The organism is Streptomyces sparsogenes subsp. cuspidosporus, from assembly GCF_039532705.1.
Lineage (GTDB): Bacteria > Actinomycetota > Actinomycetes > Streptomycetales > Streptomycetaceae > Streptomyces > Streptomyces sparsogenes.
The window spans coordinates 166,773-179,871 of the sequence record NZ_BAAASD010000013.1 but is presented as its reverse complement, the minus strand read 5'-3'; the positions used below and the strand labels follow the sequence as shown (position 1 = coordinate 179,871).

At 72.4% G+C, this 13,099-nt stretch carries 12 protein-coding genes; 6 read left to right on the top strand and 6 right to left on the bottom strand.

Translation table 11 applies throughout. The features are described 5' to 3' along the window. The first annotated feature begins 113 nt into the window (after positions 1-113). The 3 genes from ABFY07_RS18275 (at position 114) to ABFY07_RS18265 (ending at position 3,537) form a co-directional block, all read left to right on the top strand. A complete protein-coding gene (locus tag ABFY07_RS18275; protein WP_346175508.1) occupies positions 114-1,643 on the top strand; it encodes a hypothetical protein in 1,530 nt (509 codons plus the stop codon). Positions 1,644-1,816: 173 nt separating this feature from the next. Next, positions 1,817-2,707: an NUDIX hydrolase gene (locus ABFY07_RS18270; RefSeq protein ID WP_346175507.1), complete on the top strand. Its 891-nt coding sequence runs from the start codon at positions 1,817-1,819 to the stop codon at positions 2,705-2,707. Then, positions 2,707-3,537: an MBL fold metallo-hydrolase gene (locus ABFY07_RS18265; RefSeq protein ID WP_346175506.1), complete on the top strand. Its 831-nt coding sequence runs from the start codon at positions 2,707-2,709 to the stop codon at positions 3,535-3,537. Before ABFY07_RS18270 ends, ABFY07_RS18265 begins: the two co-directional genes overlap by 1 nt. A 216-nt stretch (positions 3,538-3,753) precedes the next feature. On the opposite strand, the gene ABFY07_RS18260 is transcribed toward ABFY07_RS18265, so the two are convergent. Next, positions 3,754-4,428: a Crp/Fnr family transcriptional regulator gene (locus tag ABFY07_RS18260; RefSeq protein WP_003981529.1), complete on the bottom strand. Its 675-nt coding sequence runs from the start codon at positions 4,426-4,428 to the stop codon at positions 3,754-3,756. A 303-nt stretch (positions 4,429-4,731) separates the two neighbouring features. Between ABFY07_RS18260 and nth the strand changes: the two genes are divergently transcribed. From nth to ABFY07_RS18245, 3 genes are read left to right on the top strand one after another with little or no spacing between them, the layout of a single operon-like run. Beyond that, on the top strand, positions 4,732-5,646 hold the full coding sequence (gene nth, locus ABFY07_RS18255; protein ID WP_346175505.1) for an endonuclease III: 915 nt from the start codon (positions 4,732-4,734) through the stop codon (positions 5,644-5,646). Then, on the top strand, positions 5,643-6,326 hold the full coding sequence (locus ABFY07_RS18250) for an NUDIX hydrolase (RefSeq protein ID WP_346175504.1): 684 nt from the start codon (positions 5,643-5,645) through the stop codon (positions 6,324-6,326). Before nth ends, ABFY07_RS18250 begins: the two co-directional genes overlap by 4 nt. A 12-nt stretch (positions 6,327-6,338) precedes the next feature. Then, the gene (locus ABFY07_RS18245; RefSeq protein WP_346175503.1) at positions 6,339-7,538 is read left to right on the top strand and encodes a MarP family serine protease; all 1,200 of its coding nucleotides are present in this window, start codon (positions 6,339-6,341) and stop codon (positions 7,536-7,538) included. Between the two features lie 70 nt (positions 7,539-7,608). Here the strand turns inward: ABFY07_RS18245 and ABFY07_RS18240 are convergent, their stop codons facing one another. From ABFY07_RS18240 to acs, 5 genes are all read right to left on the bottom strand, one after another. Next, positions 7,609-7,815 carry a hypothetical protein gene (locus tag ABFY07_RS18240; protein WP_346175502.1) on the bottom strand — a complete coding sequence of 69 codons (207 nt, stop codon included), beginning with the start codon at positions 7,813-7,815 and terminating at the stop codon, positions 7,609-7,611. 130 nt (positions 7,816-7,945) lie between these two features. Further along, positions 7,946-8,872, bottom strand: coding sequence for an alpha/beta fold hydrolase (locus ABFY07_RS18235; RefSeq protein WP_065961532.1), 927 nt, complete (start codon positions 8,870-8,872; stop codon positions 7,946-7,948). Continuing rightward, complete coding sequence (locus ABFY07_RS18230; RefSeq protein WP_065961531.1) at positions 8,869-9,330, bottom strand: phage holin family protein; 462 nt, start codon at positions 9,328-9,330, stop codon at positions 8,869-8,871. Before ABFY07_RS18230 ends, ABFY07_RS18235 begins: the two co-directional genes overlap by 4 nt. 135 nt (positions 9,331-9,465) lie before the next feature. Beyond that, on the bottom strand, positions 9,466-10,857 hold the full coding sequence (nhaA, locus tag ABFY07_RS18225; RefSeq protein ID WP_346175501.1) for a Na+/H+ antiporter NhaA: 1,392 nt from the start codon (positions 10,855-10,857) through the stop codon (positions 9,466-9,468). A gap of 191 nt (positions 10,858-11,048) precedes the next feature. After that, positions 11,049-13,010: an acetate--CoA ligase gene (gene acs / locus ABFY07_RS18220; RefSeq protein ID WP_065961609.1), complete on the bottom strand. Its 1,962-nt coding sequence runs from the start codon at positions 13,008-13,010 to the stop codon at positions 11,049-11,051. Between the last annotated feature and the right edge of the window lie 89 nt (positions 13,011-13,099).

Here is a 13,099-nt window from a genome sequence, read left to right as displayed (position 1 = left end):
GGGCCGCCCGGAGACGAGGAGAGCGATCCACCGTGAACACAGCCGCAGACATGGCCTGGTCAACTCGCGTTCGCATTAGGCTGCTTGGACAGTCCGAAGGCGGAGGAGGGGTCGTGGAGACGGGGCCTGACCCGAAGGCGGCGCGCACTGCGGCGGAGTTCGTCGCGGCGATGCGGCAATTGCGCATCTGGGCCGACCTGAGCTACCGCCAGCTGGAGCGGAACGCGGAGGCCGCGGGGGACGTGCTGCCCCGCGCCACCATCGCGGGCGCGCTCAGCCGGGACGACCTGCCCAGGGAACAGCTCCTGGCCGCGTTCGTACGGGCGTGTGGCGGGGACGCGGAGACCGTGGCCGTATGGCTGGCCGCCCGCCGGCACCTGTCCATCGCCGCTTCCGCTTCCTCTCCCACTGCCGTTTCCGCCGCCGCCATGTCCGAGGCGGATCCCGCGCTCACGTCGGCTCCCACGCCCGACCCCGCCCCGGACGCCGCCCCGTCTTCCGGCTCTGAGGCTTCCGGTGCTGAGGCTTCCGGTGCTGCGGCCGCCAGTTCTGCGGCTTCCGGCCCCCCGGTCTCTTCCGGTCTTCCGACCGCTTCCGGAGCCGCCTTGGACGCCCCTTCCGAAGCCACCGCCCTCGGCCCTTCCCGAGCCGCCTCCGCCGCCGAGCCCCGGCCCACCGACTCGGGGCCCGCCGAGGCCGACCCGCTCCCCGAGGGACCCACCGAGGCCGCCCCGCTCCCCGAGGGGGCCGCCCCGGCCGACCCGGACGAGCGGAGCCACGAAATCAGCCGCCCGGCCGATACGACCGCCTCTGGCGGGGCCTCCAGCGGGACCTCCGGTTCGGCATCCGGGGAGGGCGGGACCGGATCGTCGTGGCGCCGCCGGTATCTGCCCCCGCTCGTGGTCGCCGCGGCCGCGGCTGTCGGCGTCCTGCTGCTGACCTACTGGCCGCACTCCGGATCCGACGACGGCGCCCTCCCCGACGGCCGCTCCCGGACCAGCACCGGCCCGTCCGCCGGGGAGCCCTCAGGCGCCGGGCCGTCCACGGGTTCCGCCTCGCCCTCGAAGAGCGGGAAGTCCGTCGTCGACGCCGACGACACCCAGTCGGCCTCCCCGACGCGCACCGCCTCCTCGCCGCCCGGGCGCGAGCCGGCGGCCACCACGACCGCCCCCGAGCCGGGCGACAAGCCCCGCCTGCCGGCCGCGGGCCCGACGCGGATCCGGCCCGTCTCGGCGTCCGGTCTGTGCCTGACCGAGGGGCGCGAGCGCAACGGCCGCACCGACCGGGAGATCGCCGTCCAGAGCCCGTGCGCCGACGCCCCGCTGCCCCGGGTCTCCCTGGACGCGCTCGGCGGAGGCGTCTACCGCATCGAGTGGTACCACCCCGACCCGGACAAGGGCACCGGCTGCCTGGCCGTCGACGGTGGCTCGGCGGAGCCGGGCACCCTGATCTCCCCGCGGCCCTGCTCGGACGCCAACAACATGAAGTTCCGGTTGGAGACGTCCCACGGCGGGTTCCGGCTGCGCCCGCTCCACAGCGGCCTGTGCGTCGGGATGATGCCGCCCCGTACGGAAGGCGCCGAGGCGGTCCAGGCCACCTGCACCGGCGCGGCGGACCAGGCGTTCCGCTTCACCGCCGCCTGAGCCGCCGCGTACCCGCCGCGCGAGTCGCCGCGTACCCGCCACCCGAGATGTCGAGCACTCGCCGCGCGCCGGCCGCCAGAGACGCCAAGCACTCGCCGCGCGCCCGCAGCTTGCTGCGGCGCGCCGCGCCCAGGGCTCTCGAACATCCGCGCGTCAGCGCATAGCATCCGGCCATGTCCACTACGAATGGCCAGTGGTATCCGCCCGAGTGGCCCGAACGCATCCGGCAGCTGGCGACCGGCGAACTCACGCCGGTGACCCCGCGCCGGGCGGCCACCGTGCTGCTGCTGCGCGACGGCGCCGGGGGCCCCGTCGTGCACATGCTGCGCAGACGGACGTCCATGGCCTTCGCCGGCGGGGCGTACGCGTACCCCGGCGGCTCGGTGGACCCGCGTGACGAGCGCGGCGTGGCCTGGGCCGGGCCCTCGCGCCGGGAGTGGGCGGCGCGGCTGGGCCTCGCGGCGGACGACGGGACGGTGGCCCAGGCCATCGTGTGCGCGGCGGTCCGGGAGACCTTCGAGGAGGCGGGCGTGCTGCTCGCGGGCCCGACGCCGCACACGGTCGTCGCGGACACGACGGGCGAGGAGTGGGAGGCGGACCGTGCCGCCCTGGTCGCCCGTGAGCTGTCCTTCGCCGACTTCCTGGACCGCCGCGGGCTGGTGCTGCGCTCGGACCTGCTCGGGGGCTGGGCGCGCTGGATCACCCCGGAGTTCGAGCCGCGCCGCTACGACACCTGGTTCTTCGTGGCCGCCCTGCCGCGCGGCCAGCGCACCCGTAACGCCTCGACGGAGGCGGACCACACGGTCTGGATCCGGCCCGCCGAGGCGGCCGCCGGCTACGACCGGGGCGAGCTGCTGATGATGCCGCCGACCATCGCGACGCTGCGCGAGCTGGCGCCGTACGGCACGGTCGCCGAGGCGCTGGCGGCGGCCCCGGACCGGGACCTGGCGCCCGTACTGGCGCGGGCGCGGCTGGAGAACGGCCGGGTGGTGCTGAGCTGGCCGGGGCACGACGAGTTCACCAAGCACATTCCGACCGGCGGCCCTACAGGGGGAGCGACCTGATGACGTACGCAGCGGCCCTGCCCGGCCAGCCCCGAGGGGGCGCCGTCGGCGGCCCGGCCACCGACCGGGCGGTGTGCGTCCTCGCGCCGAACCCCTCTCCCATGACGCTCGACGGCACCAACACGTGGATCGTCTCCGAGCCGGGCTCCGACCTGGCCGTCGTCATCGACCCCGGCCCGCTCGACGACGCCCACCTCAAGGAGGTCGTCGCCACGGCGGAGCGGGCGGGCAAGCGGGTCGCGCTGACGCTGCTCACCCACGGCCACCCGGACCACGCCGAGGGCGCGGCGCGCTTCGCCGAGCTGACGCGGACCCGGGTGCGGGCCCTGGACCCGGCGCTGCGGCTGGGGGACGAGGGGCTGGGGGCGGGCGACGTCATAACCACCGGCGGTCTTGAGCTGCGCGTGGTGCCCACGCCAGGCCACACGGCCGACTCGCTGTGCTTCCACCTCCCGGCCGACGCGGCGGTGCTCACCGGGGACACGGTGCTGGGGCGCGGTACGACGGTGGTGGCGCACCCGGACGGGCGGCTCGGCGACTATCTGGACTCGCTGCGGCGGCTGCGCTCGCTGGCGGTGGACGACGGAGTGGACATCGTGCTGCCGGGGCACGGGCCGGTGCTGAACGACGCGCGCGGCGCGGTGGAGTACTACCTCGCCCACCGGGCCAACCGGCTGGCGCAGGTGGAGACGGCCGTGGAGAGCGGCTACCGCACGCCCTCGGAGGTCGTGGCGCATGTGTACGCGGACGTGGACCGGACCCTGTGGCCGGCGGCCGAGCTGTCGGTCCGCGCCCAGCTGGACTACCTGAGCGAGCACGGGCTGATCTGAGGCCGTACTACCTCGCTCCCATCACCGGCCCCGTACCTGATCCCGTACTGCCCTGTCCCGTACCTGATCCCGTACTGCCCCGCCCCGTACCTGATCCCGTACGACCTCGCCCCGTACCTGATCCCGTACTACCCGGCTCGTACTGCCCGGCCCGCCTCGTACGGGAAGGGCCCCCGCCGGACATCCGGCGGGGGCCCTTCCCTCGGGTGCTTCCGGTCAGCGGGACCGCTTGGCCAGCCGCTCGACGTCCAGCAGGATCACCGCGCGAGCCTCCAGCCGCAGCCAGCCGCGGCCCGCGAAGTCGGCGAGCGCCTTGTTGACCGTCTCGCGGGAGGCGCCGACCAGCTGGGCCAGCTCCTCCTGGGTGAGGTCGTGGACGACGTGGATGCCCTCCTCCGACTGCACGCCGAAGCGGCGCGACAGGTCGAGCAGGGCGCGGGCGACGCGTCCGGGGACATCGGAGAAGACCAGGTCGGACATCTGGTCGTTGGTCTTGCGCAGGCGCCGGGCGACCGCGCGCAGCAGCGCCGTGGCGACCTCGGGCCGGGCGTTCAGCCACGGCTGCAGATCGCCGTGGCCGAGGCCGAGGAGCTTGACCTCGGTGAGGGCGGTGGCGGTGGCGGTACGCGGGCCTGGGTCGAAGAGCGACAGCTCACCGATCAGCTCGCCGGGTCCGAGCACGGCCAGCATGTTCTCGCGGCCGTCGGGAGAGGTGCGGTGGAGCTTCACCTTGCCCTCGGTGACCACGTACAGCCGGTCGCCGGGGTCCCCTTCGTGGAAGAGGGCGTCACCGCGCGCGAGGGTGACCTCTCCCATGGAGGCGCGCAGCTCAGCGGCCTGCTCGTCATCGAGCGCCGCGAAGAGCGGGGCGCGCCGCAGAACGTCGTCCACGAGATCTCTCCTTGTCGACATGCACAGGGGACCGTCGTCCCCATGATGCCGGACGGTAAAACAGTGCGATCAATCACAAGTTTGACGCACCTGCCTGCGGCACTGTACGGCAGGGGTCCGATTGGGCGGCTCTTTCCGATGGCCGGAGCGTATGTCAGTGCCGGGGCTTAGGCTGGCTGGGTGTCCAATAGGCCGGTGAGAGCACGGGGCAAGGGGGCCGGACGGGTGAGCGCAGCTCGGAATTCCGCTGTGGGCGAACAAGGATCGGATGAGCCGACAGAAACGGCAAATCCGCACAAAACCATGAAGCGGTCGAAAGCCGCCGGCGCCAAGGACGCGGGCGCCGCCTCGCCGCGCAAGGCCGCCGGCTCCGCCGGAGCGTCGCGTAAGGCCGCCGCCCGCCCCGCCCGCCCCGAATCCCGGCTCGCGCTCGTCCGCCGGGCCCGCCGGATCAACCGCGAGCTCGCCGAGGTGTATCCGTACGCCCACCCCGAGCTGGACTTCGAGAACCCCTTCCAGCTCCTGGTCGCCACGGTCCTGTCGGCCCAGACCACCGACCTGCGGGTCAATCAGACCACCCCCGCCCTGTTCGCCGCCTATCCGACGCCCGAGGACATGGCCGCCGCCGACCCGGAGGCCCTGGAGCAGCTGATCCGTCCGACGGGCTTCTTCCGGGCCAAGGCCAAGTCCCTGCTGGGGCTGTCCGCCGCGCTGCGGGACCGCTTCGGCGGCGAGGTGCCGGGCCGCATCGAGGACCTGGTGACGCTCCCGGGTGTCGGGCGCAAGACGGCCAATGTGGTGTTGGGAAACGCGTTCGGGGTGCCGGGCCTGACCGTGGACACCCACTTCGGGCGGCTGGTCCGGCGCTGGAAGTGGACCGGCGAGGAGGACCCGGAGAAGGTGGAGGCACAGATCGCCGCGCTCTTCCCCAAGAGCGAGTGGACGATGCTCTCCCACCGCATCATCTTCCACGGCCGCCGCGTCTGCCATGCCCGCAAGCCCGCCTGCGGCGCCTGCCCGATCGCCCCGCTGTGCCCGTCGTACGGGGAGGGCGAGACGGATCCGGACAAGGCGAAGAAGCTGCTGAAGTACGAGCTGGGCGGGCAGCCGGGGCAGCGGCTGCGGCCGCCGGCCGACTATCCGGGCCGGCCCGCCGCCCCCCTGGGGGCCACCGCCGCTGCCGCTGAGGCGACCTCTCCCGCGGGGGTCGGCGAGTGACGAGCACGTACGGCGGCGAGGTGGCCGTGACCAGTGAAGGGCTGCCCGAGTGGCTGACGCCCGTGGCCCGCGCCGCCGAGACGATGGAGCCCCGGCAGCTCAGCCGGTTTCTGCCGCCGTCGCGGGGCGGCCGTCCCTCCGCCGTGCTGGTGCTCTTCGGGGAGGGTGAGCGCGGGCCCGAGCTGCTGCTCCTGGAGCGGGCCGGCTCGCTGCGCTCCCACGCCGGCCAGCCCTCCTTCCCCGGCGGCGCCCTCGACCCGGAGGACGGCGATCCGGACGGTGCGGGGCCGGTGCGCGCGGCGCTGCGCGAGGCCGAGGAGGAGACGGGCCTGGATCCGGCCGGGGTGCAGGTGTTCGCCGTGCTGCCGCGGCTCTACATCCCGGTGAGCGGCTTCGTGGTGACCCCGGTGCTCGGCTGGTGGCGGGAGCCATCCCCGATCCGGCCCGTCGACCCCGCCGAGACGGCCCGGGTCTTCACCGTGCCCGTGGCGGATCTCACGAATCCGGCACATCGGGCGACCTCCGTCCACCCGAGCGGCCACACCGGACCCTCGTTCCTGGTCGAATCCGCTCTGGTCTGGGGATTCACGGCCGGAGTGATCGACCGGATCCTGCACTACGCGGGCTGGGAAAGACCATGGAACCGTGACAAGCGAGTCCCGCTCGACTGGCGTGCATGAGACGGTGTCCGGGTGAACGTGCTGGACATCCTGCTGCTGCTCGCCGCCGTGTGGTTCGCGATCGTCGGTTACCGCCAGGGCTTCGTCGTCGGTGTGCTGTCGGTGGTCGGCTTCATCGGCGGTGGCCTCGCCGCGCTCTACCTGCTGCCCGTCATCTGGGACGGCGCCACCGAGCGGGCGTCCCCGGGCACCTTCGGCGCGATCACGGCGGTCGTCCTGGTGATCGTGTTCGCCTCGATCGGCCAGGCCGCCACCACCCACCTGGGCAACAAGCTGCGCCGGCACATCACCTGGTCACCCGCGCGCGCCCTGGACGCGACCGGCGGCGCGCTGGTCAACGTGATCGCGATGCTGCTGGTCGCCTGGCTGATCGGCTACAACCTGGCCAGCTCCTCGCTGCCCACGGTGGGCAAGGAGGTCCGGGACTCCAAGGTGCTGCTCGGGGTCTCCCGGGTGGTCCCGGAAGAGGCGAACAGCTGGTTCTCCGACTTCCGCACGGTGCTGGCGCAGAACGGCTTCCCGCAGGTCTTCTCGCCCTTCGCCAACGAGCCGATCACCTCCGTACCGGCCCCCGACCCGGCGCTCGCCCGGAGCCCGGTGGCCACCGAGGCCAAGCAGAGCATCGTGAAGGTGGTCGGCACCGCCCCCAGCTGCGGCAAGGTCCTGGAGGGATCCGGGTTCGTCTTCGCACGACACCGCGTGATGACCAACGCCCACGTCGTCGGCGGGGTCGACGACCCGACCGTACAGATAGGCGGCGAGGGCCGGCGCTACGACGCGAAGGTCGTGCTCTACGACTGGAAGCGCGACATCGCCGTCCTGGACGTGCCCTCGCTGAACGCGCCCGTGCTGAAGTTCGCCGAGGGCGACGCGCGCAGCGGCGACAGCGCCATCGTCGCCGGGTTCCCGGAGAACGGCGCGTTCGATGTGCGCGCGGCCCGGGTCCGCGGCCGTATCGAGGCCGAGGGCCCGGACATCTACCAGCGCGGCACCGTGCACCGCGACGTCTACTCGCTGTACGCCACGGTGCGGCAGGGCAACTCCGGCGGCCCGCTGCTCACCCCGGAGGGCCGGGTGTACGGCGTGGTCTTCGCCAAGTCCCTCGACGACGCGCACACCGGATACGCGCTGACCGCGGACGAGGTGCGCCAGGACGCCCAGCAGGGGCGCACGGCCCACGCACCGGTGGACACGCAGGGGTGTGCTCTGTAGGACAGGGTGTGCTCGCAGGACAGAGGTGTGCCCTTAAGGAGCGTGCCCTTCTGGTGGTGTAGGAGCGTCCCTACTGCCGGCCGCGTGGATGGCGGAGCCGGGCCGAGACCCAGCGGGCCCTGCGGCGGATGATGCGGGGGATCCCCATATCGGGGTCATGACCTGCGGAAGGCCCGGGACCGCCCCGCTCGGAAACGCTCAGCGCGGAATTGGCAGCAGCGGCGGCTTCGGAGCCGCGGTCGCTTGGTGCGTCACGGTAGTCGTGCGTCCAGCCCATACCTGGGTGTGTGCCCGGCACCCATGGTCCGTAATCGCCTCTGGCTGCGGCAATTGGCCTATGCTCCAGGCAAGTAGCCGTTCGGGAAACACCTGTTCGACCAGGGGTGTCCGGGCGGGCCGCCGTAGGCTCAGCGATCGGGTTCGGGGTCCTTGAGCCAGTTGATCAGCTCGGTGGAGAAGGCGACCGGGTCCTCCTCGTGCGGGAAGTGTCCGAGGCCGTCGAAGAGCCGCCAGCGGTAGGGCGCCTCCACATACTCCCCGGACCCCGCCGCGCTGCGCGTGCGCATCACCGGGTCGAGCGACCCGTGCAGATGCAGGGTGGGCACCCGCACCGGCCGGCGCATCCGCCGGTTGAACTGGAAACCGTCCGGCCGCGCCAGCGACCGCACCATCCAGCGGTACGGCTCGATCGAGCAGTGGGCCGTCGACGGGATCATCATCGCCCGCCGGTAGGTCTCCACGGCCTCGTCGTCGGGCAGCCGCGGCCCCGACCAGTCCCGGATCAGCCGGCCCACCAGCGCCGCGTCGTCCGCGGTCAGCTGCCGCTCGGGCAGCCAGGGCCGCTGGAAGCCCCATACGTGGGAGCTCGCCGCGCTCTGCTTGACGTCCTTGAGCATGGCCGAGCGCCAGCGCCGCGGATGCGGCATCGAGGCCACCGCGAGCCGCCGGACCAGCTTCGGGCGCATCACCGCGGCCGTCCACGCGAGGTAGCCGCCCAGGTCATGGCCGACGAGCGCGGCGTCGGGCTCGCCGAGGGAGCGGACCACCCCGGTGATGTCGAGGGCGAGGTTGGCCGGGTCGTACCCCCGGGGCGTACGGTCGCTGCCGCCCACCCCGCGCAGATCCATCGCCACCGCCCGGAAGCCGGCGTCGGCCAGCGCGGTCAGCTGGTACCGCCAGGCCCACCAGAACTGGGGGAAGCCGTGCAGCAGCAGGACCAGCGGGCCGTCACCCAGCTCGGCGATGTGGAAGCGCGCGCCGTTGGCCGCGACGTCCCGGTGGGTCCAGGGCCCGTCGAGGCGTACGACCGAGGCGGAGGTGTCAGGGGCCGTCATGCCGACGAGCGTGTCACATCCCGTGCCGGGCGGCCGCCATTGGACGCGGCGCGCGGGTGTGGCTTGACGCTCCCCAGTACGGCCGCCGTCTCCTTGGCCGAGGCCATGGACTTCTTCGGCGCCTTGACCTTCTTGAACTTGGCGAGCGCCAGACCGCCGAGGAGCGCGGCGACCAGCCAGTAGATGCCGCCCACGATCAGGAAGCACCACGCGAGGCCGAGGCCGGTCCAGGCGCGCAGGCCGTAGGCGAGGGCGAAGCTCAGCACCGGCAGCGAGAACAGGACCAGCACCCCGGCCGAGACGGCCGCGCCGCTGCCGAGCAGGGTGCGCCGGGCGCTGTCCCGGAACTCGGCCTTGGCCAGCGCGATCTCGTCGTGCACCAGCGCCGACAGTTCGGTGGTCGCCGTGGCCACCAGCTGGCCGAGGCTGCGGTTGCCGTCGTCATCGGCTGCGCTCATCGCCATCTCCCTCTGCTCTCGCATGTCTTGGGCGTCCCGCGGGTCCGACGCGTCCCGCACGCCATACGCGTCTGCCGCGTTCTGATGTGCCTTCTACGTCTTCTGCGCTCTTCCGCGATCGTCAAGCCTCTCAGATCATGCCGGACCATCGTCACCGGACTCGGCCGCGGCAGCCACTTCGGCAAGTCGGCGGTGCTCGGCGGCCTTGGCCTCGTGGATGGCGGCCATCCGCAGGTGGTATTCCGGGCTGTCCAGTTCGTACACGTCGGGGATGCCGTCCTGGTCCTCGTCCCGCTCCTCCTCCTCGCACAGCTTCCGGTACCTGCGGTCGCGCACCTTCAGCAGGACGCCCGACACGACCGCGGCGAGCAGCGAGCCGATGAGGACGGCCGCCTTCACCTCGGCGGCGAGCCGAGGGTCGCCGGGGAAGGCCAGCTCGCCGATGAGCAGGGAGACGGTGAAACCGATCCCGGCGAGCGAGGCGACCGCGAACACATCCGCCCAGGCCAGGTCCTCGTTGAGCTCGGCCTTGGTGAAGCGGGCGGCGAGCCAGGAGCCGCCGAAGACGCCGACGGTCTTGCCCACGACCAAGCCGAGGACGACGCCGAGGGTCTCGGGGCGGGTGAAGACCTGCCCGAGGGCGCCGCCGGAGACCGGGACCCCGGCGGCGAAGAGGGCGAACAGCGGGACGGCGAGACCGGCCGACAGGGGGCGCACCCGGTGCTCGACCCGCTCGGCGGGGGAGCACTCCTCGCCCTCGCGCACGGTGCAGCGCAGCATCAGGCCCATGGCGACGCCCGCGACCGTGGAGTGCACCCCGCTGGCGTGCATCAGCGACCAGATGACGACGGCGAGCGGGACATAGACGTACCAGCCGCGGACGCCCTTGTGGTGCAGGGTCCAGAAGACGGCGAGACCGGCGAAGGAGAGGCCGAGGGCGACGAGGTTGATGTGGGTGGTGTAGAAGATCGCGATGATCAGGATCGCGCCGAGGTCGTCGACCACCGCGAGGGTGAGCAGGAACGCGCGCAGGGCGGCGGGCAGCGCGGTGCCGAGGACGGCGAGCACGGCCAGGGCGAAGGCGATGTCGGTGGCGGTCGGCACCGCCCAGCCCCGGAGGTTGCCGCCGCCGGCCACGCCCACGGTCACAAAGACGAGCGCGGGCATGATCATGCCGCATATCGCGGCCACGACGGGGAGGGCCGCCGCCCGGGGGTCGCGCAGCTCGCCCGCGACCAGCTCGCGCTTGAGCTCGATGCCGGCCACGAAGAAGAAAATGGTGAGCAGGCCGTCCGCGGCCCAGGAGGCGACCGAGAGCCGCAGATGCAGCGAGTCGGGGCCGAAGGAGAAGTCCCTGACGTCCTGGTAGAGGCCGCTGAGCGGGGTGTTCGCGAGGATCAGCGCGGCGACGGCGGCGACCAGCAGGATCACCCCGCCGACGGTTTCGGTGCGCAGAGCGTCGGTGACGAAGGTCCGCTCGGGCAGGGTCAGACGGTCGAGGAACTTGCGGCGGAGGGGCGCGGCCACGGGTGAGAGCCTCCTGGCATCGGATACACGTGTGGTGTGTGCCGACCAGACTTCCCGGCGCGCCCTCGAGATCTCGTGCTTGTGCTGCTCTTCACGCGAGGCCTCCCACCCTAACCGGAATGCGCGGAGGGCGCCCGGCCCGGCCGGGGCGCCCTCCGCTTCCGCAGGCCCCTACGCCTGCTTTGACCAGGTCAGTCCTCGCTGGCCGCGGTCGGCAGCTTGCTCTGGATGAGCTCCATAACGGAGGAGTCGGTCAGGGTGGTGACATCGCCGAGCGCACGGTTCTCGGCGACATCGCGCAGCAGCCGCCGCATGATCTTGCCGGAGCGGGTCTTGGGCAGCTCGGCCACCGGCAGGATCCGCTTGGGCTTGGCGATCGGGCCGAGCTGCTTGGCCACATGCGCGCGCAACTCCTCGACCAGGCCGTCATCCTCCGCCGCGCCGCCTCGGAGAATCACGAAGGCGCAGATGGCCTGGGTGGTCTGAGGGTCGGTGGCCCCCACGACGGCGGCCTCGGCGACCTTGGGGTGCGAGACGAGCGCCGACTCGACCTCGGTCGTGGAGATGTTGTGGCCGGAGACCAGCATCACGTCGTCGACCCGGCCGAGCAGCCAGATGTCGCCGTCGTCGTCCTTCTTGGCGCCGTCGCCCGCGAAGTAGCGGCCTTCGAAGCGGGACCAGTAGGTGTCCAGGTAGCGCTGGTCGTCGCCCCAGATGGTGCGGAGCATGGAGGGCCAGGGCTCGGTGAGGACGAGGTAGCCGCCGGAGCCGTTCGGGACCTCGTTGGCGTCGTCGTCGACGACGGTGGCGGAGATGCCGGGGAGCGGGACCTGGGCCGAACCGGGCTTGGTCTCGGTGACACCCGGCAGCGGGCTGATCATGATCCCGCCGGTCTCGGTCTGCCACCAGGTGTCGACTACGGGCGTCCGGTCCGCGCCGATGTGCTTGCGGTACCAGATCCATGCCTCGGGGTTGATCGGCTCGCCGACCGAGCCCAGGACGCGCAGCGAGGACAGGTCGAACTTGGCCGGGATGTCGTCGCCCCACTTCATGCAGGCGCGGATCGCGGTCGGGGCGGTGTAGAGGATCGTGACGCCGTACTTCTGGACGATCTCCCACCAGCGGCCCTGGTGCGGGGTGTCCGGAGTGCCCTCGTAGAGCACCTCGGTCGCCCCGTTGGCCAGCGGCCCGTAGACGATGTACGAGTGGCCGGTGACCCAGCCGACGTCCGCCGTGCACCAGTACACGTCCGACTCCGGCTTGAGGTCGAAGACGGCCTGGTGGGTGTAGGCGATCTGGGTGAGGTAGCCGCCGGTGGTGTGCAGGATGCCCTTCGGCTTACCGGTCGTGCCGGAGGTGTAGAGGATGAAGAGCGGGTGCTCGGCGTCGAACGCCTCGGGGGTGTGCTGATCGGGCTGGCGGTCCACCAGCTCGTGCCACCACACGTCGCGGCCCTCGGCCCAGGCGACCTCCTGGCCGGTGCGGCGGACCACGAGCACATGGCGCACCTTGTCGGTGCCGGGGCGGGTCAGGGCCTCGTCCACGGCGGGCTTGAGCGCGGACGGCTTGCCCCGGCGGTAGCCGCCGTCGGCGGTGATCACGACCCGGGCGTCGGCGTCCTCGATGCGGGTGGCCAGGGCATCGGCCGAGAAGCCGCCGAAGACCACGGAGTGCGGGGCGCCGATGCGGGCACAGGCCAGCATCGCGATCACGGTCTCCGGGATCATCGGCATGTAGATGGCGACCCGGTCACCGGTCCGGACCCCGAGTTCGACCAAGGCGTTCGCCGCCCGGGAGACCTCGCGCTGCAACTCGGCGTAGGTGAGGGAGCGGGTGTCCCCGGGCTCGCCCTCGAAGTGGATGGCCACCCGGTCGCCCAGCCCGTTCTCCACATGGCGGTCGACGCAGTTGTACGCCACGTTGAGTTTGCCGTCGGCGAACCACTTCGCGAACGGCGGGTTCGACCAGTCCAGCGTCTCGCTCGGTTCGGCGGCCCAGGTCAGCCGACGGGCCTGCTCGGCCCAGAAGCCCAGGCGGTCAGCCTTCGCCCGCTCGTACGCCTCCGCGGTGACATTGGCGTTCGCGGCCAGGTCGGCGGGGGGAGCGAAACGGCGCTCCTCCCGAAGAAGGTTGGCCAGGCTTTCGTTGCTCACGACATCTCCCATTCCCAGGGTGACCGTTGTGTCCCAGGCCATAGCTCATCAGCCCGCGGTGCACCCTGACAAGGGTGATTGGCAAAAAT

What these genes read in the sequence shown, in the direction of transcription:
- ABFY07_RS18270 (WP_346175507.1), top strand. Translation starts at nt 1,817, where the DNA reads ATGTCCACTACGAATGGCCAGTGGTATCCGCCCGAGTGGCCCGAACGC.
- ABFY07_RS18265 (WP_346175506.1), top strand. Translation starts at nt 2,707, where the DNA reads ATGACGTACGCAGCGGCCCTGCCCGGCCAGCCCCGAGGGGGCGCCGTC.
- nth (WP_346175505.1), top strand. Translation starts at nt 4,732, where the DNA reads ATGAAGCGGTCGAAAGCCGCCGGCGCCAAGGACGCGGGCGCCGCCTCG.
- ABFY07_RS18240 (WP_346175502.1), bottom strand. Translation starts at nt 7,815, where the DNA reads ATGGGCTGGACGCACGACTACCGTGACGCACCAAGCGACCGCGGCTCC.
- ABFY07_RS18235 (WP_065961532.1), bottom strand. Translation starts at nt 8,872, where the DNA reads ATGACGGCCCCTGACACCTCCGCCTCGGTCGTACGCCTCGACGGGCCC.
- ABFY07_RS18230 (WP_065961531.1), bottom strand. Translation starts at nt 9,330, where the DNA reads ATGAGCGCAGCCGATGACGACGGCAACCGCAGCCTCGGCCAGCTGGTG.